Consider the following 23,159-nt stretch of genomic DNA (forward strand, 5'->3'; position numbering starts at 1 on the left):
GCGCGGAGGGCGGTGGGCAGAGCGCGAAAGGTGATTCTTGCGTTCCTGTCCCTCTGCACTCTACCCGCGACCCTCTGCATTCTACCCTCTACGCTCTACGCTCAACGTACGCATCTTCTCATCGTCTCCGGTCTGGGCGGCGAGCCGCAGTACAGTGAGCAATTTCGCAACTGGGGGCTCGCGCTCTCCGACGTCGCGCACAAGCGCTATGGAGTGCCGGATTCGGAGGTCGTGTACTTCGCGGAAGACGGCGCGAAGGATCCACGGATCTCGGGCGTGTCGACGAAAGTGAATATCGAAACGACGCTCTCGCGATTCGCGAGAATCGCGGCGCCGGGCGACGAAATCGTGATCGTGCTCATCGGGCATGGCAGTGGCTCGCAGGAGGATTCGAAGATCAGCCTGCCGGGGCCGGACATGAGCGCACGCGACTTCGCGAAGGATCTTGCAGCGTTCAAGACGCAGCAGGTGGGCTTCGTCGATCTCACGAGTGCGAGCGGCGACATGCTGCCACTGCTCTCGGCGCCGAACCGTGTCGTCATCACCGCGACCAAGAGCAGCTTCGAGCGCAACGAATCCGTGTTCGTGAAGTATTTCGTGGCCGCGCTCACCGGCGACGGAGCCGATGTCGACAAGGACGGGCGTGTGTCGCTGCTCGAGGCGTATCGTTATGCGGTGACGGAGACGAAGCGATACTACGAGGATCAGGGTCGCTTGCAGACCGAGCACGCGCAGATCGACGACGATGGCGACAAGAAGGGAACTGCCGAGCCGGACCTGCGCGTCGCGAGCGGCGATGGGGTGCTGGCGCGACGCATCTTTCTCGGCGGCGGCGTGTACGCGTCCATGGCCAGTGCGAACGATCCGCGACTCGCGGGGCTGTACAAGGAGCGGTTCGCGCTCGAGGGCCGCATCGACGAATTGAAGAAGCGCAAAGTATCGATGACTGCCGATGCCTATGATGACGCGCTCGAAAACCTGCTGGTGGAGTTGGCGATGAAGTCCAAGGAGATCCGGACGATGGAGGGACGGTCGTGACGCGCAGAGCGTTGCAGGCAGAGAGCCGAGGGTTGTCGTCCCGAGCGATGTGGCGGATCTGGTTCTCGTTCATCGGCCTCCTATTCTCCTCCTCGCTTCCGGCACAATCAGTCGACGACGCGACGGAGATGTTGCGTTCCGGCAAATACCAGGACGCTGCCGCCGCCTTTGCGAAGGTGCCGGCGACGAACGAGGACTGGGTCGCGGCGCAGCGTGGACTCGTGAGGTCGCTCGTCGCCGTCGGGAAGTATGACGACGCCGAGGGCGCGGCACGCCGGGCGGCATCGTCGCCGAAGGGAGTCGAGCTTCAGAACACCCTGGGCGAAGTGTTGCACGCGCGCGGCAAGAACGCTGAGGCCGAGCAGGCCTTCGTACACGCCGCCGCGCGCGCGTCGGACAGCCTGACGGCAGCGCTCAATCTCGCGATCCTGCATTACGAGCGTGGTGATCGCGATCAGGCCATGAAGGAGTTCGACCGCTTCATCGACGTCTACAATCGAACCGGCGGCGCGTCGCTCTCGAGCGCCGACCTCACTGCCGTCGGCATCGCCTGTCGCTATCTCGGCGCGACCAATCCGCAGCTATTCAAGGATGCGCTCAAAGCGCTTGATCGGGCGATCCAGGAGGGCGCGGACACGCCGGATGGCGACGACGCGCGCATCGCGCTCGGAGAGATGTTTCTCGAGAAGTACAACAGCGCGGACGCGCAGAGCACCTTCGACGAAGTGCTGCGTACCAACCCGTCGGATGCACGCGCGCTCCTCGGCGCGGCGAAGCGCCGCATCTTCGACGGCGCGTCGAACGCCGACTCGCTCGTCCGGGCCGCGCTCAAGGTGAATCCGAACGACGCGGCGGCGCATGTCTTCAGCGCCGAGTTGCATCTGGACCTCGAGGAGTACGCCGACGCGCAGCGAGAGGTGGATCGCGCGCTGGCGGTGAATCCGACGCTTTCCGAGGCGCTCGCCGTGCGCGCCGCGGTGCGCTATCTCGTCGGCGATCAGGCGGGGTTCGACACGGCGAAGCGTCAGGCGCTCGCCGCCAACCCACGCGACGCGGAGCTCTACAATACGCTCGCCGAGCTCTCGTCCCGCGTTAGGCTGTATCGCGAAGCAGCCGATTTTGCGAAGCAGGCGCTCGCGCTCGACGCGAAGAGCTGGCGTGGCTTCGGCTTGTTGGGCATGAACGAGTTGCGGCTCGGACAGATTGCGGACGGCCGCAAGGACCTCGAGACGTCGTTCAAGGGCGATCCCTACAACGTCTGGATCAAGAACACGCTCGATCTGCTCGATACGTTCAAGAACTACGACGAGATCAAGACGGATCATTTCGTCTTCATGATCGAGAAGGACGAATCGGCGTTGCTGGAGCCGTACGTGGCGGAGCTCGGCGAGGCGGCGTATGCGCGCTTCGCGTCGACGTATAAGTACACACCGCCGCCGCCGATCCGGATCGAGGTCTATCGCAGCCATGCCGATTTCTCCGTGCGCACGGTGGGGCTCGCCGGGCTTGGCGCGTTAGGCGTGAGCTTCGGAACGACGCTCGCCTTCGACTCACCGGCCGCGAAGGACGCGGGACCTTTCAATTGGGGCTCGACGGTTTGGCATGAGCTTGCTCATACGTTCACGTTAGGCTCCACCGATCACCGAATTCCAAGGTGGTTGTCGGAGGGCCTGTCCGTCTACGAAGAGCATCGCGCGCGGAAGGGCTGGGGCTTCGACGTGACGCCGTCGTTCCTCGATGCATACCGCAAGAAAAAGCTCGTCTCGGTGAGCCGGATGAACGACGGGTTCATGCACCCGGCGTATCCGGAACAGGTGATGTTCTCGTATTACCAGGCGTCGCTCGTGTGCGACCTCATCGCGCGTGATTACGGAGAGCCAGCGATTCAGCGCATGCTGCAGGCGTACAAGGCAGGGCAGCCGACAGATGCGGTGTTCAAGAATGTGCTGAACACCGACATGGCGACGTTCGATCGCAAATTCGACGCGTACATGCGCGAACGTTTCGCGACGCCGCTCGCCGGCCTCGACGCGTACCGCGTCAAGATGATGGAAGCGCGGGCGCTGATGCAGAGCAATCAGACCGACGCCGCGGTCGCGTCGCTCGAGCGAGCGAAGGCACTGTTTCCGCAGTACGGCGGCGACGACGGTCCGAGCTGGGCGTTGGCGCAGATCTACATCAAGCGAGGCGACACGCAGCGCGCGGCGGAGGAGCTGAAGCAAGTCGTCGCTTCGAACGAAGCGAACTATCAGGCGGAGATCGCGCTCGCGGATGCCCTGACGAAGCTCGGCGACGCGAAGGGCGCAGCGGGGGCGCTCGAGGCGGCGATCTACATCAATCCGTTCGATATGGTGGTGCACCAGAGTCTGGCCGAGCTGGCGAGGACGACGGGTGACAAGCGACTGGCGGTGCGCGAGCGGCGTGCAGTCGTCGCGCTCGCACCTGTCGATCGGCCGGAGGCACTGTATGAGCTGGCCGTGGCGTATCGCGAGGCCGGCGACTCGGTGCAGGCACGACGTGCAATCCTTCGTGCGCTCGAGGATGCGCCTAACTTCGAGAAGGCACAGACGCTCCTGTTGGTGATCCACGAGGAGCGGACGGGAGGGAGAAAGCCATGACCGGTCGAGGGCAGAAGGTTGGGGGCCGGGCGTGGAGTGCGGTGAGCAGAGCGTGCCGCCGAAGCCCGTGGTCGCTTCTCATTGCGGCGGTTGCTCTCAACGCTCCGCCCTCTACCCTCCACGCTCAACGCCGCATGATGGGCTACTTCGGCGACCCTAACGAGTACTACGTGCCGCCGGCGTTTCATGGCAATGCGAAGTACGACGGGCGGTTCACCTTCGCGCGCATCAAATACCGCGGCTACGCGCACTTCACGGATGAAGGACCGGGGTGGTCGCACGACTATCCGCGCTCGGACGTTCACTTCATGAAGATCATGCGCGAGTTGACGGCGCTCCACCCATTCGTGCAGCGTGGCGACATCGTTGGCGGGAACATCTTCGCGCTCGACGATCCGGAGCTGCTGAAATACCCCGTCGCATACTTCTCCGAACCCGGCGGCTGGACGCCGAACGACAAGGAGGTCGCCGGGTTCCGGAATTACCTCCTCAAGGGCGGCTTTGTCATCTTCGATGACTTCGGCGAGATGCGCGGCTTCGACCAGGGCGACTGGCTGAACACGGTGACACAGATGCAACGGGTGCTGCCGGGGTATCAGCTCGTTAGGCTCGATGCAAGTCACCCGATCTTCCATTCCTTCTTCGACGTCAGCCTCGACATCATCGCCCGCACGTACCGTGGAATTCCGGCGTACTACGGCATCTACGAGAACAACGATCCGAAACGCCGTCTGATCGCGATCCTGAATTACAACAACGACATTGGTGAATACTGGGAATTCTCGGACGAAGGTTTCGATCCGATTGCGCTTACGAACGAAGCGTACAAGCTGGGCGTGAACTACGTGATCTATGCGCTCACTCACTGAGAGTGGTGGTTGGTGGTTGGTCGTTCGCCAGCAGCCAACCACCAACCGCCAACACTAATCACCAACCACCAACCACCTCTGTGGCAACTACCATCGCTCCACCCCAAGCCAGTCTCGAGTCTGACGATCTCGAGCTCGCGCGCCGACTCAAGAGTGGGCACGAAGCCATCATCGCCGAGCTGCGCAAGCTCATCGTCGGCCAGCAGGACGTGATCGACCTCGTGCTGCTATCGCTGTTCACTGGCGGAAACAGCCTCATCGTCGGCGTACCGGGACTCGCGAAGACCCTCCTGATCCACACGATGGCGCAGGTACTGGATCTGAAATTTTCGCGAATTCAGTTCACTCCGGATCTCATGCCGAGCGACATCACCGGCACGGAAATAATTCAGGAGGACCCGGAGACGGGCCGGCGGCATCTCGTGTTCACGCCCGGACCGATCTTCGCGAACATCATTCTCGCGGACGAGATCAACCGCACGCCGCCGAAGACGCAGTCGGCGCTGCTCGAGGCGATGCAGGAGCATCGCGTCACCGTGCAGGGGCGCAGCTACACGCTGCAGGAGCCGTTCTTCGTCTTCGCGACGCAGAACCCGATCGAGCTCGAGGGCACCTATCCGCTCCCCGAGGCGCAACTGGATCGCTTCATGTTCGAGATCGTCATCGACTATCTCAACGAGGAGCAGGAGATCGAGGTCGTACAATCGACGACGTCGATCCAGAATTATCGATTTCAGCACGCGGTAACGGGTGCGGACATCGTCGCCTTTCAGCAACTCGTCAGGCGTGTGCCCGTCGCCGATGCCGTCGCTCGTTATGCGGTGAGCATTGCGCGGCTGAGCCGGCCCGGACCGTCGTCGCCCGAGATCATCAAGAAGTACGTCTCCTACGGCGCCAGCGTCCGCGCGCCGCAGCACCTCATCCTCGGCGGCAAGGCGCGCGCGCTGATGCACGGCCGGACGCACGTGAGCTTCGAGGACATTCGCGCGCTGGCGAAGCCGATCCTCCGTCACCGCGTGCTCATCAACTTCCACGCGGAGTCGGAGCGCGTGACGTCAGATATGGTGATCGACGAACTGCTGAAGCATGTGCCGATGCCCAGATCGGGTATGTGAGAAGGGGTTAGGGGCTAGGGGAATAGGGGCTCGGCCCTACGCTCCACTACGCCTAACCCCTACCCTAGCCCCTAGACTCTAGGCTCTAGCCTTCATATGACTTCCCTTCAACCCACTGCCTCCACTCGGCTGATCGATCCGACCGTGCTTGCACGGATCGGCGATCTCGAGTTGGTCGCACGCGTTGTCGTCGAGGGGATGATCAACGGGCTGCATCGCTCGCCGCATCTCGGGTCATCGATGGATTTCGCCGAGCATCGCGCGTACATGCCTGGAGACGACATCCGGCGCATCGACTGGAAGCTGTTCGCGCGAAGCGATCGGCACTTCATCAAGGAGTTCGAGGCGGACACGAATACCAACTTCACGGTGCTCGTGGATACGTCGCCGTCCATGTACTACGGCGGCTCGACCGAGAATGGAGTGACGCGATCGTTGAGCAAGCTCGATTACGCGCGATATCTCGCCGCCTGTCTCGTGTATCTCGCGAGCACGCAGCGCGATCGTGTCGGGCTCGTAACCTTCGATCGTGAGATCCGCGAGTTCGTGCCTCCTTCCGCGAAGCATCTGAATATCGTTTTGCATACGCTCGACCGGTTAGGGAACGCGCCGATGCCGACCGATGTCGGCGGTGGCGCGTCGCCTAACGGCGATCGAATCAGGCCGCCGGTACTGGCCGAGGTCACTCGGCGCATCGGCGAATCCTTCCGGCGACGCTCGATCGTGCTCCTGATCTCCGATCTCTATGAGGAGCCCAAAGCCGTGCTCGATGCGCTCGCGTACATACGGGGCAAGGGGAACGACGTGATCGTGTTCCATTTGCTCGATCGCCGCGAGCTCGAGTTTCCATTCACCGACAGCGCGAACTTCGTGGATCTCGAGACGGGCGAGCGGATGCCGGTCATTCCCGATTATCTCCGCGCGCAGTACCGCGCACTCGTCGCCGAGCACGTCGCGAGTCTGGGCCGCGTGCTCGGTGAAAATCGCGTCGACTACGCGCTCTTCGATACGAGCAAGCCTCTGGATCATGCACTGTTTCGTTTTCTCTCGAACCGCGAGCGGATGCGGCAAGCACGAATGACGTCGAGGGCTTAGTCGTGTCGTTCCTGGCTCCTCTCTTTCTCGCTGGCCTTGGCGCCCTCTCCATCCCGGTATTGATCCACCTGATCAACCGGGAGCGGCGCGAAGTCGTGCCGTTCCCGTCGTTGATGTTCCTGCAACGTATTCCGTATCGATCGGTGCGCCGACAGAAGCTGCGCCACCTTCTGCTGCTCACGCTGCGCTGCCTTGCGCTCGCGATCGTAGTCATGGCCTTTGCACGTCCCTTCATTCGGCGGGAGGGCGCGGTGCGCGCCGCAGGCGCGGGAGCGCGTGAGCTCGTCGTCCTCGTCGACCGGTCGTACAGCATGGGCGCCGGCGATCATTGGTCGCGCGCACAGACGGCGGCGCGGCGTGCCGTGGCGTCGCTCGGCGCGACCGACCGGGCAACGATCGTCGCTTTCGACGACGATGCGGCCGCCGTCACGCCGCCGACGCACGACGTCGCGACGCTCGATGCCGCCATCGGTGCGTTGCGCCCGAGCTCGGAGGCGACTCGTTATGCACCACCACTCAAGCTCGCCTCGCAGATCCTCGCCGGATCGAATCTGCCGCGCCGCGAAGTCGTGCTGATCACCGATTTCCAGCGGTTGGGCTGGACGGTGCGCGACGAGATCTCCTTTCCCGCTGGAACGACAATCACCAACGTCGACGTCGCCGCCGGTGACTCCGGGCTCGCAAATGCCGCCGTCGCCGACGTCAACATTCAGCGCAGTGAAGGCGTGCGCGACCGTGCAACCATCGCCGCACGCCTAACGAACACCGCCGCCGCCGCGCTCGACAACGTCGACGCAACGCTCGAGCTCAACGGTCGCGTCGCCGAGACGAAGCGGGTCGCGATTCCGGCTCACGGGGCGAGCCAGGTGCGATTCGCGCCGATCGCGATTCCGAGTGGCACGTCGACCGGACTCGTGCGCCTCGTCGTGCCGGCGACGAACACGCGCGCCGACCAACTCGGCGCCGACGATAAGTACTATTTCACCATCGCGCCGGAGGCAGGCGTGTCGGTGCTTCTCGTCGAGCCCTCGGCGCCGCGCGCGAATCAGAGCCTCTATGTGACGCGCGCGCTCGCCATCGGCGATCGGCCGTCATTCCGCATCGACGTGAGGAAGACCGGCGGCCTCGCCCCGGCCGATCTCGACGGACGCTCCCTGATCATCTTCGACGAGGTGCCGCCACCGGTCGGCGACGGCGCGGCGCGGCTCCGTGACTTCATCAATAGCGGTGGCGGCGTGTTGATCGTCGCCGGCGACCAATTGCCGGCGAACGCGTGGCAGGGCGAGTGGACCAACGATCTGCCTGGCCCGATCGGCGCGGTGGTCGACCGTGCCGGCGACGCCGGCGGCACGCTCGCGTGGATCGACTACGATCATCCCGTGTTCGACGTCTTCAATGCCCCGCGCTCCGGCGACTTCGCCACCGCGCGCTTCCTGCGCTACCGTCGCCTAACGGTTCGCGCCGACAGCGGGACAAAGCGCGCCGGTGGCGTGGCTGACTCGGCCTCCGGATTGCACGTGCTGGCCCGCTTCGACGACGGCGCGCCGGCGCTCGTCGAGCATCGCGTCGGCCGCGGGAAAGTATTGGTATGGGGATCGACGCTCGACAGCTACTGGAATGATCTTGCGCTGCAGCCTGTCTTTCTCCCATTCGTTCAGCAGGTCGCGAAGTACGCCGGCCGATACAGCGGCGCGCGGTCCTGGTTCACGGCTGGTGAGGTATTGGATCTCTCGCGGCACGCCGAACTGTCCGGCGCGAGCCAGAGAGCTGGCCAGGGCGCGATCGTGGTCGAAGCGCCCTCGGGTGCCAAGACGCGATTGCCGTCGTCTAACGAAGGGCTGGTGCCGTTGCACGAGCAGGGCTTTTACGAGATTCGTCCGGAGGGTGCGGGGCGTGGCATGGGACAGCGGCTGGCCGTCAATCTCGATCCCGCGGAAGCGAATCTTGCACGCATCGATCCCGAGGAGTTGAAAGCGTCGGTTCTGGCCGGTGGAAACGTAGGCGCCTCGACCGGTGCAATCGCCGCCGATGCGCCGAGCCGCGAAGATACGGAGCGCCGACAAACGATCTGGTGGTATCTGCTCGCGCTCGCCGGCGTATTACTCGCGACCGAGACGTTGATGTCGAATCGATTGTCGAGACGAAGTGCATGATTGGTAGTTGGCGGTTCGTGGTTGGTGATTGGTGACGGAAGCAACCAGCAACCAGCGACCAACCACCAGCAACAGTGAACGACCCGCGACGAACAACGGAGGTCGATCGCATGGAATCCACACATCCGCTGCCAAGCGATAGCACCCGCCTAACGGGCGTCGTGCACGGCGTGCGCGATCGATGGCGGCTGAAGCGGGCGCTGCGCGGCGCGAGCATTGTCGTCGCCGCGGCCTTTGTTCTGCTTGCCGGCTCCGCGTTCATCCTCGCGAAGCTGCACGATGGCGGCACGGCACTCACGGTCGCGCGCGTCATCGTGTTGTTCATCGTTGCGGCGCTGGCCATCGTGTTCGTTGTCGTGCCGATGCTCCCTGTGCGCCGACCGAGTGATCGCCGCGTTGCGCTGTACCTCGAGGAGCATGCGCCCTCGCTCGACGCCGCGGTGCTCACCGCGGTCGAGCTGCAGGAGCTCGAGGCCAATCGGGAAAAAGCAGACGCGGTGCGCGCGCGCCGGCCCGTTTCCCCCACGTTGTTGACGCACCTCACCCGCATCGCGCTCGAGCGCGTGCACACGATCGACGACGGACGCCATGTCGACGAGCGGGAGTTGCACCTCAGCGCCGGCATCCTTGCGGGCGTCGCCGGCGTCGCGTTGCTCGTGACGCTGCTCGGCCCCGCGACAATGCGTCACGGCATGGGGCTCATGCTCGTGCCGTGGGATCGCGCGCACGCCGCCGAGGCGTACGCGATCAGCGCCGAGCCGGGAAACATCACGGTCGCTCGCGGCGGCGATTTGTTGATCGCGGCGCAGTTGCGCGGCTTCCAGTCCGACGAGGTCGACCTGCTCGTTAGGCAGAAGGATTCCACGACCTGGCAGCGCCTGACGATGGCGCTCGACAGCGTCGGCAAGTTCGCCGGCCGCTACACCTTCCGGTTGTTCGACATCGCCGCGCCGATGGACTACGTCATCGAATCGAACGGCGTCCGGTCCCCGGGCTATCACATCGACGTCGCCGACGTCCCCTACACCAAGAAGCTGGGGCTCGACTATCGCTTTCCGTCGTATACGGGCCTGGTGCCGCAGGCGGTCGAAGAGGGCGGCGACATTGCCGCCGTGAAGGGTACGCAGGTTCGCGTCCGGGTGACGACGACGGTGCCCGCTCGCGGTGGGCGGCTGATCGTCGAACGGGGCGAGCACACCGATACCGTTCCGCTCGCGCCGCAGACCGACGGAACCCTCGGCGGGTCTTTGCGCGTGGACGCGGCCGGGTTCTACAAGGTCGAGCTCACCGCCCAGGATGGCCGCATTTTCCCGGGTTCGCTCGACTACACGATCGACGCGCTGCCCGATCGTCCGCCGACGATCGTCTTCACCAAGCCGGGCCGTGACGAGAAAGTACTAAACGTCGACGAGGTATACGCGGAGGTCCAGGCGGACGACGATTACGGCGTGCAGAAGCTCGAGCTCGTGTATTCGGTCAACGGCGGGGCCGAGAAGACCGAGCCGCTCTACAACGCAACGCGACGCACGCCGCAGATGACGGCTGCCCACACCTTCTCGCTCGAGGATTTCAAGCTCCAGCCGGGGGACGTCGTGTCGTACTACGCGCGAGCGACCGACAACGACGCGGTGAGCGGCGCGAAAACCGCCACGACGGACATTTACTTCCTCCAGGTGCGTCCCTTCGAGCAGGAGTACAAGCAGGATCAAGGCGGCGGCGGCGGTGGCGGTGGTGGCAGTGACGACGCCGGCCAACTGTCGGAGCAGGAGCGCCAGATCATCGCGGGCACGTTCAACACGATGCGCGATCAGGCGTCGAAGCAGACGAAGGACCTCCAGGAAGACCTGTCGACGCTGCGCGTCTCGCAACAGAAGCTGCGCGGTCAGGCCGAGGAGCTCGCGCGACGCATCGTCGATCGTGGCATTGCCGCGCGCGACAGCAACTTCGCGAAGATCGCCGAGATCCTGAACAAGGCAACGCCAATCATGGACACGGCCGAGAAGCATCTCGCCGACGGCAACGCGCAGACGGCGCTCGCGCCCGAGCAGCGCGCGCTCCAGCAGCTGCAGCGCGCCGAGGCGGTGTTCCGGAATGTGCGCGTGAGCATGGGCGGTGGTGGTGGTGGTGGTGGAGCGAGCTCACAACGTGCGCAGGATCTTGCGGATCTGTTCGAGCTGAATCGTGATAAGTTGCGAAACCAGTACGAGAGCGTGCAGCGCGGTCGCGAGCAGCAGCAGCAGTCGGATCAACAGATCGACGAAACGGCGGACAAGCTCAAGCGGCTCGCGGCGCGAATGCAGCAGGAGAACGAACGGGCGCAGCGAAAAGCCGACAGCCTCGGTCAACGCATGGGCGCGTCCGGCTCGTCGGGCGGCGCAGCGCAGCGTCAGATGGCACAGGAAGCAGAGGAGGCCGCGCGGCAGCTCGAGCGTCTCGCGCGTGAAAAGGCGGAACAGCAGCGCCAGGAAAGCGGGAACGGGTCCCAACAGAACAATTCATCATCGTCGTCCTCATCCTCCGCGCGCTCGAGTCAGTCGTCGTCGGCCAGCTCACCAGCGCAGCAGCGAGAGCAGCGCGCGCTCGAGGAGGCGGCGCGTCGCTTGCGAGACGCGGCGGACGCAATGCGCCGATCGGCGAGCGGGAGCACCTCGTCCCAGCAAGCGGCGACCGACGCGGCCGCGGCGCAGCAGCGAATCGACGAGGCGCGTCGATTACTCGAGGAGCAGCGCTCGGGTCGTCTCGAGCGCGACGTCCAGGACGTGCTGCAGAGCGCGAAGGATCTCGGGCGTCAGGAGCAGCAGGTCGGCAGTGACGTCGGCAAGCTGTGGGAGAATGCAAATGCGCAACAGCGCGCGCAGCAGCTGCAGTCGCTGACGGAGCGAAAGGGTCAGATGGCCGATCAGCTGCGCGATCTCAAGTCGCGCATGGACAAACTCTCGCTCGATTCGCGTCGCGAGAACAAGGAGGCTGCGAACGGCCTTGCCGAGGCGTCGAAGACGATACGCGATCGCAAGACGGAGGAAAAGATTCGCAACTCGCAAGGCGCGATGCGTTACGCCGGTCCGGACTATACCAAAACGCTCGAGTCGGCGATTGGGAACGACCTCAACGACCTCCAGCAACGTCTCGAGCAGGTAGCGGCGGCAGCGCGCAACGGCGAAGGCAAATCGAGCGAGCAGGCGTCGCAATCGCAGGCGCTCGACCGCGCGCGCGATCTCGTACGCGGGATGCAGTCACTCGATGAGCGAATGCGAAACTCGCAATCAGGGAAAGAGCAGGGGCAGCAGGCGAACGGGCAGCAGTCCCGGAATGGCCAACAGGCCCAGACCGGCCAGCAGCAGAATGGCCAGCAAGGGCAGAATGGGCAGCAGGCGCGAGGCGGCCAGCAGGACCAGAACGGTCAACAGAATGGGCAACAGAACGGGCAGCAAAATGGCCAGCGAGGCGCGCAGGGCCAGCAGCCCGGTCAGCCCGGTGGGTCGGCGCAAGGCGGGATGCGCGGCGGGCAGAATGGCGGCGGCCGTCCTGGTACCGAGACCTCGGGCGCGGCGGGACCGCCCGAGGGTCAATCGTTAGGCCAGTACGGTCGCGAGATGCGCGAGCGGCTCTCCGACGCGCAGGCGCTGCGCCGCGATCTGCAGCGCCAGGGGATCGACACGCGCGAGCTCGATCGCGCGATCACCGACATGCAGTCGCTGAGCAACGATCGCATTCTCGCCGACGAACGCTCCGCGGCCGATCTCCGCGCGCAGACGCTCGAGAATCTCAAGGCGTTCGAGTTCTCGCTGCGCAAGAAGCTTGGGGAGAGCGACGAGAATCGCGTGCTCCTCGGCCGCACCGGCGATGTGCCGGCGTCGTTCAAGCAATATGTGGAGGAGTACTACAAATCGTTGGCGAAGAAGCCCTAACGAGGAGCGAGCGGGCTAGCGCACAGGGGCTGGGGTTCGCGAGGACCTTAGCCCTTATGCGCTAGCCCCTTCTCAGGGCAACTCGCCCCGCAGGATCGCGCTGAGCTTTCCGAGGTCGATGTTTCCACCCGACACGATGCACACGATCGGGCCAGTCTTCACCTGACCTGTGAGCGCCGCGGCGACGGCCGCCGCGCCGGCGCCCTCGGCCACGACTCGCGCCCGCTCCACGACTAGCCTAACCGCATCGGCCACGGCGCGCACCGGAACCACGATGGCGCCCTCGAGCAGTGACCGCACCAGGGGCCACATCTCGTCGGCGACGCGCTTCGAGCCGATGCCATCGACGAAGCTCGGCACGTAGGACGCCGTTGCCGGTTGTCCCGTGCGTAGCGCCACATCGAGTGGCGAGGCGCTGTCGACTTCGCACGCGTACACACGCGGCGCACGCGACGGCCAGGCGGCGCGGACGCCCGCGGCGATGCCGCAGGCCAGCCCCCCGCCGCCGTACGGCACGAGGATCGCCCCAGCGTTAGGCAGATCCTCCTGGATCTCGAGCGCGATTGTGGCATTGCCGGCCATCACATCGTTGTCCGCGAAGGGATGAATGAACGTCCCCGGAAGATGCGGATCCCCGTGCTCGGCAATGACTCGCCACCACGCGTCGAACGGCCGCTTGTCGATCCGTGCGCCAAGTCGCTCGATTGCGGCGAGCTTCGTCGAAGGCGCCGTATCGGGAACAACGACGGTACACGCGATGCCTAACGCACGAGCCCCCCACGCGACGCCCTGCGCCATATTCCCCGCGCTCGCCGTGTAGACACCCGCCGACAGGCGCTCCGGTGCGTCTTCGCTCAGCCGGCGCATCGCGTTCGTTGCGCCGCGAAGCTTGAACGATCCGATCGGCTGAAGACACTCGAGCTTGAGCCAGATGTCGGTGGGCGCGTCGACGTAGAGACGCACGAGCGGAGTGCGCAGGGCGGTGCCTTCGATCCTCGCCCGTGCGGCGACGATCTCGTCGAGCGTACTGGCGGCGAGCGTCGGCGTCGTCATGCGTGGAGCTCCGCGTGGGTATCCTCACGGGCACCGCCCAGAACGATCCAGTTGCCGACGCCGTTCGCCGCCGCCTTCTGATACACGTGATGCGCTGCAGCGAGATCTTCGACGGCCAGTCCGAGTGATTTGAAGAGTGTAATCTCGTGCTCGCTGCGGCGGCCGAGGCGGTCGCCGCCCTCGAGCAGGAGTTGCCCGATCTCGGCGACGATGTGGTCCGTCGTGATCGCGCCCTCGTGGAGTGGCATGAGAATATCGCCCGGCTCGGCGAGCGCGGATTCGCGTCGATCGACGTACAGCCGCGACCGGCGGACGACCTCGGTATCGAGCTCGCGCGTCGTCGGAATGCAGGCGCCGACGGCGTTGATGTGTGTGCCCGGCTGGACCCACTCGCCCTCGAGCACGGGCGTCGGCGACGCGGTCGTCGTGCACACGACCGTCGAGCGCTCGACGGCGCGCGCCGGCGACGCCGCCACCTCGGCGTGCAGATCGAACCGCTCGCGCGCGAGCTGCACGAGATTGCGCGCATGCGCGGTCGTGCGACTCCAGACGCGCACGCGGCGAATTGGCCTAACGACTGTCATCGCGTGCAGATGCATCACGCCCTGCGTTCCGGCGCCGAGGATCGCGAGATCCTCGGCGTCCTCCCGCGCGAGCAGACGCGTCGCAACCGCGGAGACGGCCGCGGTACGAATTGCCGTTACCGTCGTCGCGTCGAGGATCGCCAGCAAGCGCCCGTGATCGGCCTCGAAGAGCAGCACGGCGCCTTGGTGCGCATCGATGGCCGTGCCGTGGTTGACGGGAAAGACCGTCAGCACCTTCACGCCGACCGATTTCGGCTCACCGAGGTACGCCGGCATGAGAGCGAAAATGTTCGGTGAATCCGGAAGCCGGATCATCGGTCGGAGCGGCAGAATCGCGTTCCCCTGCGCGACCGTCGCGAGCGCCGCGGCCATGACATCGACGCATTCGTCCATCGGAAGGAGTCGCGTGACATCGTTCCTGTCGAGAACGACCAGACCCGCATGTCCATTGTCAGCCATAACGATCTCCATCGGACGCCGGCACCGAGCAGCGCGCGCGAACTTCGGCGCTCACACGCTGTGGCTTGCCGGTCCGTGCGTCCACCGGACACCACAATGTTCGCGCGCTCGCGAGGAGTCGTCCATCGTCTGTGCGGCGAATTTCCGTGAATCGCTCGAAGCTGAGCCCGTGCGCGACACCGACCCACGTGCGGACGGTGACCTCGTCACCGAGCACGGCGGGACTGTGATAATCGATCTCGTGGCGGAGCGCGACCCAGGCGAGATCGTCTCGGCTGCGTTCGGGTGCGAGCACCGCCCAGTGCGCCGCGGCTGCGTCCTGCACCCATCGGACGTAGACGACGTTGTTGACGTGCGCGCGATCGTCGAGATCTGATTCTCTGACGGCGCGTGCGAGCTCAAAAGGACTGCTATCGTGCATGGATGTGCAGCGGCACTACGAAGGTGCCCCACTGCAGTTGCATCACGGCCGAGTCGGCGTCGACGAAGGGAAAGGAGAACTCGAGCGTCTCGACCGATTGCGCAACGGTGGTCGCCCGCACTTCCACATGGAGCGCGTCCTGGCCTTCGTCGTACGACATGTGGAAGGCGTCGGCAGTCCGGTTGAAGATTACGGTCCAGGCGTCTTTCTCCTCGGGGATCACCCAGAGGCTGTACTTCCCTGCCGGGAGCGCCTTCCCCTCGACCTCGAGTGGGCCAGTCGTCTCGAGCCGCGTCGCACTGTCGGCGCCGGGCGTCCACGTGCGGCCCCAGCTCACGATGTCGGGGAAGGGGAGGCGGCCACGCAGGACGGGGCGATAGTAGCGAATGCTGATCTCGGTGCTGTTCACCGATTGCGTGACCGTTCCGCGCTTGCTTCGGCGGCCAGGCTGCGCTTTCGCCGAGCAGGCACCTAACGCGAGGAATGCGAAGGCCCCTGTCATCCTGAGGAGCGTAGCGACGAAGGATCTACTTCTCGCTTGCGCTCGAAGTAGATCAATCTTATTCGGAGTCGCGCGCGCGTTGCGCGCGCTCCCGCTCCTCCCAGCGAGATCGACAGGAGCGAGCGCACAGCGCGAGCGACTCCAAATAGACAAAGGATCTGCGCGCGCAGCGCGTAGATCCTTCGCTTCGCTCAGGACGACAGACTGAGTGATCATCACTCTTCGCTCATGTACGGGTACCGATACTCCGTCGGCGGCGAGAACGTTTCCTTGATCGCCCGCGGGCTCACCCACCTCACCAGGTTGAGCTTCGAACCCGCCTTGTCGTTGGTTCCCGAGCCACGCGCGCCACCGAACGGCTGTTGGCCCACCACTGCGCCCGTCGGCTTGTCGTTCACGTAGAAGTTGCCCGCGGCATTACGCAGCGCCATCATCGCCTCACGAATTGCGCCGCGATCGGTCGCGAAGACGGCGCCCGTGAGCGCGTACGGCGACGTCCTGTCGACGATCTCCAGCGTCTCCTGCCATCGCGCATCGTCGTACACGTGCGCCGTTACGACGGGGCCGAAGATCTCCTCGCAGAGGAGCCGATATCCCGGATCCTCGGTCTCGATCAACGTCGGCTGAATGAAATACCCCTCCTTGTCTTCCGTCTTACCACCGGTGACGACCGTCGCGTTTTTCTTCGCATCGGCGATGTATTCGGCAATTTTCCGGTGTGCCTTCTGATCGATCACCGCGCCGATGAACGTGCGGAAATCGGTGACGTCACCCATCCGCATCTCCTCGACCATGGCAACGGTGCGATCGCGCACTTCCTTCCACAGCGAGCGCGGCACGTACACGCGGCTCGCCGCCGAACACTTCTGTCCCTGGTACTCGAACCCGCCACGCGCGATCGCGACGGCGAGCGCCTGCGGGTCGGCCGACGGATGCGCGACGATGAAATCCTTACCACCGGTCTCGCCGACGATCCGCGGATAGGATGCATAACGAGACATGTTCGCGCCGATCGTCTTCCACATGCTGTTGAAGACGGCGGTGCTCCCGGTGAAGTGCACGCCGGCGAGGTCGCGGCTGCCTAACGTCACATCGGAAATCGCCGCCGCATCGCCAGGTACGAAGTTGATCACACCCGGCGGCAGGCCCGCGGCCTCGAGCAGCTTCATGATGTAATACGCGGACAGCATCGCGGACGACGCCGGCTTCCACACGACGGTGTTCCCCATCAGCGCCGGCGCCGTCGGCAGGTTACCGCCGATCGACGTGAAGTTGAACGGCGTCACTGCGTAGACAAATCCCTCGAGGCCGCGATAGTCGAGCTGGTTCCACATCGTCGGCGTCGACAACGGCTGTTCGGCGTAGAGCTCCTGCGCGTAGTGCGGGTTGTAGCGCCAGAAGTCGATCAGCTCACACGCGGCATCGATCTCGGCTTGAAACACCGTCTTCGATTGGCCGAGCATCGTTGCGGCGTTGAGCGTCGAGCGCCACGTTGTCGCCAGGAGCTCGGCCGCTTTCAGAAAGACCGCGGCGCGATCTTCCCACGCCCAGTTGGACCACTCGAGTCGCGCCCTACGGCACGACTCCACAGCCTGTGAAACATGCTTCGGCGTCGCCTTGTGCCAGTCCGCGAGCACGTGACGATGATTGTGGGGCATCACCGCCTGCGCCGTCTCCCCACTGCGGATCTCCTTCCCGTCGATAATGATCGGAATCTCGATCCGCTCCTTCGCCATTTGCTTCAGGCGCTCCTTCAGCGCCTTCTTCTCGAGCGATCCCGGCGCGTAGCCCTTCACGGGCTCGTTCACCGGCATCGGCACCCGTCGCGTGCCCGTGAAGCCAGCAATTGGTCCACTCGGCGGTGAAATGGTTTCTTCCGCCTGCCTGGACTCGGCAGCAGCGCGCGAGGCCGGCCGGTTATCGCGCTTGCTGTCTGTCTTCGGAGGACGCTTGGTGGTTGCGACAGGTGCGGCCATGGTGAGCTCGATTATGAGTTGTCAGATTTTGGGACGAACTGCGACGGGGCGGTACGCCCTTCGCACGACGAGACGCGACAGCGCGACGGCGGGCGTCCTGCCCATGAAATTCGTGTGCGCCGGATCACGATGATAGTTTCGCGACTCCAACCCTCTCAAGCTATCAGGATCGAGCGCGTGTTGCTGCTGGCCATTCTGTCCTGTGTGGCAGGCTGCGCCGGCGACGACGTCGCGTGGACCGATCCGCTCACGCTGTCGAGCGCCAGCGACGCGGACAGCCACATAGCTGTCGACGCGAAAGGCCGCGCACGACTGGCCCCAGACACGTCCGTGAGCATCGTCCCCGAGGCGGACCACCGCGCGTGTCCCAGCACCGTGCGCGTCGCTCGCCAGGATGACGGAACACTGACGGCAGCGTGGTGGTCCGTCCGCGACGATAGCAGCGCGCTGCTACTCGCGGCCGTGTCGCCCGATGACGGTAAGACTTGGCGTCCGCCGGTGCGCGTCGACACGGCGGACGTCAGCACTGCCGGCTGCAATCGCCCTCCGCCGGCGATCGCCGCCAGTGCAGGCTTTGTCCACGTCGCCTACGCGATGCGCGGCGCTGAGGGCGTCGGCGTCTTCTACGCGCACTCGATGAATGCCGGTAAGACCTATGAGGTGCCCGTCACCATTCTCTACGGCGACCGGCTCACCCGGACGGCGGTCGCGGCGAATAGAGGCACGCTTGCGGTCGCATATGAGGAGCCGAGTGGCTCGACCCCGCAAATTGGTCTCGCGCTTTCGCGAGACTGGGGACACATTTTTGGCGACCGCATCCGTGGCTCGACTGGCGTTGGTTCGGCGACCGACCCTCAAGTTGCCGTGACCGGTCGAGAGGTCGCGGTCTCTTGGATCGTTAACCCCGCCGGAGGGGAGTCCGACGCCAGACCGACCCGCATCGTCCGCGTTGGCCGACTCCAGTGAGTCGGCCGCGTTACACCGCAAGCCCGGGTACCCTCGACCTACAAGGCCGATGAAAGCACTCGTTGCCGACGACGATGCGACGACTTGCGCGCTCATGTGCGCCGTGCTGCAGGAGCTTGGTCACGAGTCGGAGGCGGTGGGCGACGGCAACGCAGCGTGGACGCGTTTTCAGGAAGCGCGTCCGCCACTCGTGGTGCTCGACATCATCATGCCGGGTCTCGACGGGATCGAGGTGTGCCGCCGCATTCGCCAGCTCGACGAGAAGCACGAGACGTTCGTTCTCGTGCTCACGGGGCGCGACCAGCCGGGCGATCTGGTCGCGGTGCTCGACGCGGGCGCCGACGACTACGTCGCGAAGCCGGCATCCGCAGAGCATCTGCGCGCGCGGCTCGTGATCGCCGAGCGCCGGAGCGCACAGGACGTGGCGCGTCGTAAGGCGGAAGCGGAGCTCGCGATCGCCCGCTGGCGGGCCGGCATCGGCGAGACGGCGATCGCGCTCCAGCACGAAATCAACAATCCCCTCGCCGCGCTTCTCGGGCACGCCGAGCTCCTCCTCATGGAGTTCAACGATCGCGGGGAGAAGAATGAGCAAGCGCTCATCATCCTCGAGCAAGCGAAGCGCATCGGGGACGTCGTGAAGCGCATCGCGCGCCTGCGCAATCCGCAGAGCGTGGAGTACGTCGAAGGCTCCCGCATGCTCGATCTATCGAAGCCCGAGGAGAAGGGAGATTAGCTTTCGGGCATGTCTTTGTATCTGGGCGGTCACACGGTCGACAACGGCGGCATCGACATGGCCGCGCGGCGGGCCGGGCGCGCGGGAATGAAGGCGCTGCAGATCTTCACCGCGATCCCGAAGTACTACGGTGACAAGACCTCGATTCGCTCGGAGCGCGTCGAGCGGTTTCGCACCGCACTGGGCGAGACGGATATCGCGCCGCGGCAGGTCGTCGCGCACGCGGCGTACGTGCTCAATACCGCGACGCCCGAGGCAGACAAGTGGACGCGCGCGCGCGATGGCCTAACGAAAGAGCTCGAGCGCTCGACGCGACTCGGGCTCGGCGTCGTCTGCTTCCACCCGGGCGCGGCAATCGACGGCGACACGACGGCGGCCGCCGAACGCGTCGCGTCGGCCATTGCCTACGCGCTCGATCAAGTTCCCGGTGAGACCCGCGTGCTCGTCGAGAACACCGCGGGCGCGGGCCGCACTTTCGCGCGCACCGCCGCCGAGGTCGCGGCCATCCTGCATCATGTCCCCGCGCGCGTGCGTGCACGCACGGGCTATGGTCTCGACACGTGCCATCTCTGGGCGTCAGGCTACGACATCGGTGCCTCTCGTGAAGCACTGACCCGTGTGCTCGACGAGTTCGAGGGCGCGTCGGGCGAGCCACCGGGCTTCTTCCATCTCAACGACAGCGAAGGCGCCTTCGCGTCCAACCGCGATCGCCACGTGCTCCTCGGCGAGGGCACGATCGGCGCCGAGCCGTTCAAATGGCTCCTCGAGGATCGACGCGTGCGTGACATCCCACTCATCCTCGAAACACCGCAGCGGAACATGGAAATCGCGGATGATGATGCGAGCGCGGATCCGTATGATGTGAGGATGATGGAGTTGCTTTCGGGGTGATCGGCGCGAAGCGGCGGCATTCCATCGGCACCGCGAACGTCCTGCGCAGATCAGTGATCAACTGCCAGGGCCACCGTCTCACGCCGCGCACGCACCGAGTCGCCGGATATTTTTTGCTCGCCGGCGCGGGCATCGTGTTGCTCGTTGCCGCTGCCTTTCCCAGGCCGTGGACGCTGACGTTAGGCGTCGTGGCCGTTGTCGGGGCTGGATTTGCCTCCCTCGTCTATTCGTACTTCGCCTGGAATCAGGAGACCTCACAATGACCTTCCGACCGTCGCACGTCGCCGCTGCCGCCTTCGCTCTGCTCTTGGGTTTCGCGGCGCACGCTCAGCAGCCGACGACCTTCGTGATGCTGTTAGGCAACGACACCCTCGCCGTCGAGCGCGTCACACGCAGCGCCAATCGTCTCGAGGGTGATTTCGTGAGCCCGGCGCGCGGCGCGCACGTTCGTTACGCAGCGACGCTCGCCGCCGACGGAACGATGTCGCGCATGGATCTCTGGGCGTATCGGGGCGCGGACACCACGGGCACGCATGCGACGATGGAGGAGCAGGGCGATAGCATGGCAGTCGAACTGCAGGGGAGAACGCAACACTTCGCGACGAAGCCCGGCGCGATCGTCTACTTCAATCCGTCGATGGGACTCCTCGAGCAGGCGATCATTCGCGCGCGCTCGCTCGGTGGAAAGACGGCAGAGGTTCCGCTCTTCGCGTCCGAAGGCGGTGCAACGGTGCCGCTCTCGGTGACGTGGGTTGGATCCGACTCCGCGCACGTCACACTTGGCGGCGTCACGATGAACGTCGCTCTTGGCGTCGACGGGAGAGTCGCCGGCATGGCGGCTCCGTCGCAGAACGTGCGCGTCGTACGCGTCGACGGCGCGCGCATTACGACGACGATCGCGAAGCCCGACTATTCGGCACCGGCCGACGCGCCATACACCGCTGAAGACGTGACGGTGACGACGCCCAAAGGGCTCAAGCTCACGGGAACGCTGACGCTTCCCAAGGCGAGGCCGGCGCGCGGTGCGCCGGCGATCGTCACGATCACCGGCTCGGGAACGGAGGAGCGCGACGAATCACTTCCCGGCGTGAATGGTTATCGTCCCTTCCGTCAGGTCGCGGACACGTTAGGTCGCCGCGGGATCGCCGTGCTGCGACTCGACGATCGAGGCGCGGGCGGCTCGGACCTCGGACCGAAGGGTCCGACATCGGCGGATTTCGCGGACGACATTCGGGCGGCACTCGCGTATCTGCGCACGCGTCACGACGTCGACGGCGACCGGCTCGGACTCGTTGGGCATAGCGAGGGCGGAATGATCGCGCCAATGGTCGCGGCGTCGGATCCGAAGCTCCGCGCGATCGTGCTCATGGCGGGGCCGGCGCACACCGGGCGCGCCATTCTCAAATACCAGCAGGAGTACGCGGCCGATTCGATGCTTCATCTCACTGGGGCGAAGCGCGACTCCGCGGTGAAGGCGATGGCGCGTACGCTCGACTCCGCATCAGCCGCAGAGCCGTGGATTCACTTCTTCCTCGACTATGATCCGCTCGCGACGGCGAAGCGCGTGAAGCAACCCGTACTCATTCTCCAGGGCGCGACCGACAAACAGGTCACACCGGAGCAGGCAGCGGAGCTTGCGGCGGCCTTTCGCTCGGGCGGCGACAATGATGTCACGATGAAGGCATTTCCCTCGACGGATCATCTTTTCCTCGCTGATCCCGTGGGAAACCCAAGTGGATACGCGAGTCTTCCCTCGAAGAATGTGCGTGTCGAAGTGCTAGGAATGATTGCCGATTGGCTTGCCGCGCGGCTGCGGTGAGTGGCTGGTTGTTGGTTCTTGGTTGTTGGCGAATGCTTGTCGGTGAATGCGATTTGAGATCGCTGAGCAGCAGCCACCAACCACCAACCACCAGCAACCAATCACCAATTTCATAGGGAAAACGATGTGCTTCCCTATTGCGCTCAGGAACGGCCGACATACTTTTCGCCCCGATAGCCGTTCGTGTTCAGAGTGAAAACGAGCGACTTTCAGAGGGAAAACAGTACACCATTCCATCTACCGGGAGAGAGAATGGCAGCGAAAAAAGCAAAGCGGGGCGGCGCCAAGCGCGGTGCGAAACGTGGTGCGAAGAAGGCACGTGGTAGCGCGCGCAAGGCGGGTCGGAAGCGCACCGGTGCGAAGCGCGCACCGAATCCTGCGTTCATGAAGCCGATGCAGCCGGATGCTGCGCTTGGCGCCGTCGTCGGGAACAGCCCGATGCCGCGCACCGAAATCACGAAGAAGTTGTGGCAGTACATCAAGCGGAATGGCTGCCAGGACCAGAAGGAGCGTCGGATGATCAACGCCGACGACAAGCTCCGCCCCGTCTTCGGCGGCAAAAACAAAGTCTCGATGTTCGAGATGACCAAGCTCGTCAACAAGCACATGAAGTAAGCCACCGCTGGTTTGCACTCGGAGGGGGGACGTGCGCATCGCACGCCCCCCCGCTGCGTTTCAGGAGCACTAGATTCCCACGCCATGGCGAAAGGCGCGCCCAAGTCCACCAAACGATCTCCGTCCGGTCGACCCTCCAACGTCGTCGCGCGCGCGCGTGCGAACGCCGACAAGGGCCCGTCGCCGATTGCCCGCTGGCTCTGGGAGAACTTCAAATCTCTCGTCGGCGCCATCCTCATCTACCTCGTCGTGCGGACGCTGTTCGTCGAGGCGTACCGCATTCCGTCGGGCAGCATGATCCCGACGCTGCTCGTCGGCGACTGGCTGTTCGTCAACAAGCTCGC

At 64.9% G+C, this 23,159-nt stretch carries 19 protein-coding genes; 14 read left to right on the forward strand and 5 right to left on the reverse strand.

Annotated features, from left to right (window positions below):
• Nucleotides 1-30: 30 nt before the first annotated feature.
• The 7 genes from VGH98_06990 to VGH98_07020 all read left to right on the forward strand — a co-directional run bounded on the left by VGH98_06990 (nucleotide 31) and on the right by VGH98_07020 (nucleotide 12,796).
• The gene (locus VGH98_06990) at nucleotides 31-1,038 is read left to right on the forward strand and encodes a hypothetical protein (protein ID HEY2375707.1); all 1,008 of its coding nucleotides are present in this window, start codon (nucleotides 31-33) and stop codon (nucleotides 1,036-1,038) included.
• Nucleotides 1,035-3,656 (forward strand): tetratricopeptide repeat protein, encoded by a 2,622-nt coding sequence (locus tag VGH98_06995; GenBank protein ID HEY2375708.1) that lies wholly within the window; start codon nucleotides 1,035-1,037, stop codon nucleotides 3,654-3,656. Before VGH98_06990 ends, VGH98_06995 begins: the two co-directional genes overlap by 4 nt.
• Nucleotides 3,653-4,525 (forward strand): DUF4159 domain-containing protein, encoded by an 873-nt coding sequence (locus VGH98_07000; protein ID HEY2375709.1) that lies wholly within the window; start codon nucleotides 3,653-3,655, stop codon nucleotides 4,523-4,525. Before VGH98_06995 ends, VGH98_07000 begins: the two co-directional genes overlap by 4 nt.
• Before the next feature lie 80 nt (nucleotides 4,526-4,605).
• Nucleotides 4,606-5,640 carry a MoxR family ATPase gene (locus VGH98_07005; protein HEY2375710.1) on the forward strand — a complete coding sequence of 345 codons (1,035 nt, stop codon included), beginning with the start codon at nucleotides 4,606-4,608 and terminating at the stop codon, nucleotides 5,638-5,640.
• 96 nt (nucleotides 5,641-5,736) lie between these two features.
• Complete coding sequence (locus VGH98_07010; protein HEY2375711.1) at nucleotides 5,737-6,735, forward strand: DUF58 domain-containing protein; 999 nt, start codon at nucleotides 5,737-5,739, stop codon at nucleotides 6,733-6,735.
• A 2-nt stretch (nucleotides 6,736-6,737) separates the two neighbouring features.
• On the forward strand, nucleotides 6,738-8,888 hold the full coding sequence (locus VGH98_07015) for a BatA domain-containing protein (GenBank protein ID HEY2375712.1): 2,151 nt from the start codon (nucleotides 6,738-6,740) through the stop codon (nucleotides 8,886-8,888).
• Nucleotides 8,889-8,998: 110 nt separating this feature from the next.
• The gene (locus VGH98_07020; GenBank protein ID HEY2375713.1) at nucleotides 8,999-12,796 is read left to right on the forward strand and encodes a DUF4175 family protein; all 3,798 of its coding nucleotides are present in this window, start codon (nucleotides 8,999-9,001) and stop codon (nucleotides 12,794-12,796) included.
• 72 nt (nucleotides 12,797-12,868) lie between these two features.
• Here the strand turns inward: VGH98_07020 and VGH98_07025 are convergent, their stop codons facing one another.
• The 5 genes from VGH98_07025 to pruA form a co-directional block, all read right to left on the reverse strand.
• The gene (locus VGH98_07025) at nucleotides 12,869-13,849 is read right to left on the reverse strand and encodes a pyridoxal-phosphate dependent enzyme (protein ID HEY2375714.1); all 981 of its coding nucleotides are present in this window, start codon (nucleotides 13,847-13,849) and stop codon (nucleotides 12,869-12,871) included.
• Nucleotides 13,846-14,892 (reverse strand): ornithine cyclodeaminase family protein, encoded by a 1,047-nt coding sequence (locus VGH98_07030; GenBank protein HEY2375715.1) that lies wholly within the window; start codon nucleotides 14,890-14,892, stop codon nucleotides 13,846-13,848. Before VGH98_07030 ends, VGH98_07025 begins: the two co-directional genes overlap by 4 nt.
• Nucleotides 14,885-15,313 carry a thioesterase family protein gene (locus tag VGH98_07035; GenBank protein HEY2375716.1) on the reverse strand — a complete coding sequence of 143 codons (429 nt, stop codon included), beginning with the start codon at nucleotides 15,311-15,313 and terminating at the stop codon, nucleotides 14,885-14,887. The genes VGH98_07030 and VGH98_07035 overlap by 8 nt, the downstream gene beginning before the upstream one ends.
• Nucleotides 15,303-15,815 (reverse strand): DUF2911 domain-containing protein, encoded by a 513-nt coding sequence (locus tag VGH98_07040; GenBank protein ID HEY2375717.1) that lies wholly within the window; start codon nucleotides 15,813-15,815, stop codon nucleotides 15,303-15,305. The genes VGH98_07035 and VGH98_07040 overlap by 11 nt, the downstream gene beginning before the upstream one ends.
• Nucleotides 15,816-16,030: 215 nt before the next feature.
• Nucleotides 16,031-17,791, reverse strand: a complete 1,761-nt coding sequence (gene pruA, locus VGH98_07045) for an L-glutamate gamma-semialdehyde dehydrogenase (GenBank protein HEY2375718.1) — start codon at nucleotides 17,789-17,791, stop codon at nucleotides 16,031-16,033.
• A gap of 177 nt (nucleotides 17,792-17,968) precedes the next feature.
• Here pruA and VGH98_07050 point away from each other — a divergent pair, with 177 nt between their 5' ends.
• The 7 genes from VGH98_07050 to VGH98_07080 form a co-directional block, all read left to right on the forward strand.
• The gene (locus tag VGH98_07050) at nucleotides 17,969-18,757 is read left to right on the forward strand and encodes a hypothetical protein (protein ID HEY2375719.1); all 789 of its coding nucleotides are present in this window, start codon (nucleotides 17,969-17,971) and stop codon (nucleotides 18,755-18,757) included.
• A 49-nt stretch (nucleotides 18,758-18,806) separates the two neighbouring features.
• Nucleotides 18,807-19,490 (forward strand): response regulator, encoded by a 684-nt coding sequence (locus tag VGH98_07055; GenBank protein HEY2375720.1) that lies wholly within the window; start codon nucleotides 18,807-18,809, stop codon nucleotides 19,488-19,490.
• 9 nt (nucleotides 19,491-19,499) lie between these two features.
• Nucleotides 19,500-20,381: a deoxyribonuclease IV gene (locus tag VGH98_07060; GenBank protein ID HEY2375721.1), complete on the forward strand. Its 882-nt coding sequence runs from the start codon at nucleotides 19,500-19,502 to the stop codon at nucleotides 20,379-20,381.
• Nucleotides 20,378-20,644 carry a hypothetical protein gene (locus VGH98_07065; protein ID HEY2375722.1) on the forward strand — a complete coding sequence of 89 codons (267 nt, stop codon included), beginning with the start codon at nucleotides 20,378-20,380 and terminating at the stop codon, nucleotides 20,642-20,644. The genes VGH98_07060 and VGH98_07065 overlap by 4 nt, the downstream gene beginning before the upstream one ends.
• On the forward strand, nucleotides 20,641-22,200 hold the full coding sequence (locus VGH98_07070) for an alpha/beta fold hydrolase (protein HEY2375723.1): 1,560 nt from the start codon (nucleotides 20,641-20,643) through the stop codon (nucleotides 22,198-22,200). The genes VGH98_07065 and VGH98_07070 overlap by 4 nt, the downstream gene beginning before the upstream one ends.
• A gap of 252 nt (nucleotides 22,201-22,452) precedes the next feature.
• On the forward strand, nucleotides 22,453-22,815 hold the full coding sequence (locus VGH98_07075; GenBank protein ID HEY2375724.1) for an SWIB/MDM2 domain-containing protein: 363 nt from the start codon (nucleotides 22,453-22,455) through the stop codon (nucleotides 22,813-22,815).
• Nucleotides 22,816-22,899: 84 nt separating this feature from the next.
• Nucleotides 22,900-23,159, forward strand: a 260-nt coding sequence (locus VGH98_07080) for a S26 family signal peptidase (GenBank protein HEY2375725.1), incomplete at its 3' end; no start/stop codon positions are given.

The organism is Gemmatimonadaceae bacterium (genome assembly GCA_036496605.1).
GTDB lineage: Bacteria > Gemmatimonadota > Gemmatimonadetes > Gemmatimonadales > Gemmatimonadaceae > AG2.

Coding starts and splice junctions, on each gene's coding strand:
- VGH98_07035 (HEY2375716.1), bottom strand. CDS start 15,313: ATGCACGATAGCAGTCCTTTTGAGCTCGCACGCGCCGTCAGAGAATCA.
- VGH98_07010 (HEY2375711.1), top strand. CDS start 5,737: ATGACTTCCCTTCAACCCACTGCCTCCACTCGGCTGATCGATCCGACC.
- VGH98_07000 (HEY2375709.1), top strand. CDS start 3,653: ATGACCGGTCGAGGGCAGAAGGTTGGGGGCCGGGCGTGGAGTGCGGTG.
- VGH98_07060 (HEY2375721.1), top strand. CDS start 19,500: ATGTCTTTGTATCTGGGCGGTCACACGGTCGACAACGGCGGCATCGAC.
- VGH98_07070 (HEY2375723.1), top strand. CDS start 20,641: ATGACCTTCCGACCGTCGCACGTCGCCGCTGCCGCCTTCGCTCTGCTC.
- VGH98_07030 (HEY2375715.1), bottom strand. CDS start 14,892: ATGGCTGACAATGGACATGCGGGTCTGGTCGTTCTCGACAGGAACGAT.
- VGH98_07075 (HEY2375724.1), top strand. CDS start 22,453: ATGGCAGCGAAAAAAGCAAAGCGGGGCGGCGCCAAGCGCGGTGCGAAA.
- VGH98_07040 (HEY2375717.1), bottom strand. CDS start 15,815: ATGACAGGGGCCTTCGCATTCCTCGCGTTAGGTGCCTGCTCGGCGAAA.
- VGH98_07025 (HEY2375714.1), bottom strand. CDS start 13,849: ATGACGACGCCGACGCTCGCCGCCAGTACGCTCGACGAGATCGTCGCC.
- VGH98_07055 (HEY2375720.1), top strand. CDS start 18,807: ATGAAAGCACTCGTTGCCGACGACGATGCGACGACTTGCGCGCTCATG.
- pruA (HEY2375718.1), bottom strand. CDS start 17,791: ATGGCCGCACCTGTCGCAACCACCAAGCGTCCTCCGAAGACAGACAGC.
- VGH98_07020 (HEY2375713.1), top strand. CDS start 8,999: ATGGAATCCACACATCCGCTGCCAAGCGATAGCACCCGCCTAACGGGC.